Origin of the sequence: Bacteroides sp. RTP31139st1_H2_RTP31139_211217, assembly GCF_040227615.1 — a bacterium.
Lineage (GTDB): Bacteria > Bacteroidota > Bacteroidia > Bacteroidales > Bacteroidaceae > Bacteroides > Bacteroides uniformis.
In genome coordinates this window covers 1-1,117 of the sequence record NZ_JBCNZM010000357.1, presented here as the reverse complement: position 1 = coordinate 1,117, position 1,117 = coordinate 1, and the positions used below count along the sequence as shown (strand labels likewise).

1 protein-coding gene is annotated in these 1,117 nt (G+C 28.0%); it reads right to left on the bottom strand.

Translation table 11 applies throughout. The annotated features are described in order from the left end of the window. Positions 1-256 precede the first annotated feature (256 nt). The coding region (locus tag ABUA47_RS24920) for a PIG-L family deacetylase (RefSeq protein WP_349832314.1) at positions 257-1,117 on the bottom strand (861 nt) is incomplete at its 5' end.

Here is a 1,117-nt window from a genome sequence, read left to right as displayed (position 1 = left end):
AGACAGCTCTAGCACCATATATACATAAAAACAAAAATACTATTACATCGAAGAATCTAATATAAATTTTAGGATATAACACACATAAATACAAATAACACACAAGATAAAAGAATATTAATCCCGATGTTATGATTGATATTCCACTTCCAGTCACCAAATAAGTCCTCAAATCGAAAATAATGAGCAAACATAGAAATAAGTGCATTATCCAATTGCGAAAAGAAATTATATTAATCCGAAACAATTTCATAAATCAATCTAAAAAGAATTTCTCCATTGACTTGTAACTAGTTCGCAGAAATCGTTTTGCTCTCATAGATTGAATTTTATCCTTATTGATAGAATTAGATCTTCTGATTAATTGCAATATATCCTCTTCTGACAATTCTCTCACAAATTCAGCAGCATTAGTATTAGGTAAATGAATAGCAGCAAGTTTATTATAACAAATAATCTTAATGAACGAATTAAACATAACACTTTGGGATTTATAGCTCAATAATATATTTTTCTTATTTTCAATAAAATCAGTAATATCAATATATCTATTAGCATATAAATAAGTCAAAGGCGTTTGTACTTCATATAAACACATTCGACCTCTATAATGAATATTTTGGATAGCTGCAAATGATGCCAAGGCTGCATTGGTATGGTCTATATTAACATCTATAGGAGATAATACATAAATTATATCAGGATTGGAGTTTTGGATAGCATGAGCTATTTCAGATATAAGACTTTCAGAAACAGTAAATTCAAAGCTTATTTTATTTAGAAAAATTGTTTTTATTTTAGAAAAATAATTTGACAAGTTAAGAGCTTCATGTCTTCTCATAGCAACCATTTCTTGACGAGTAACAGATGGATTGAAACTTTTACATCCATCTGTTACATACAATATAGTAATATCATGATTCAATGTACTATGCTTTAAAAGAGTTCCTCCTAATCCTAATATCTCATCATCACTATGTGCAGCAATCACTAAAACTTTTTGAGAGGTAAGATCAAGAGGCAAGAAATTTGTTTTCTTCAGCCTAAAGAAAAAAACATAATCTATAATGAATAGTAATCTATCAACTATAAGATGAGCCAAAAACCAATATAGTTT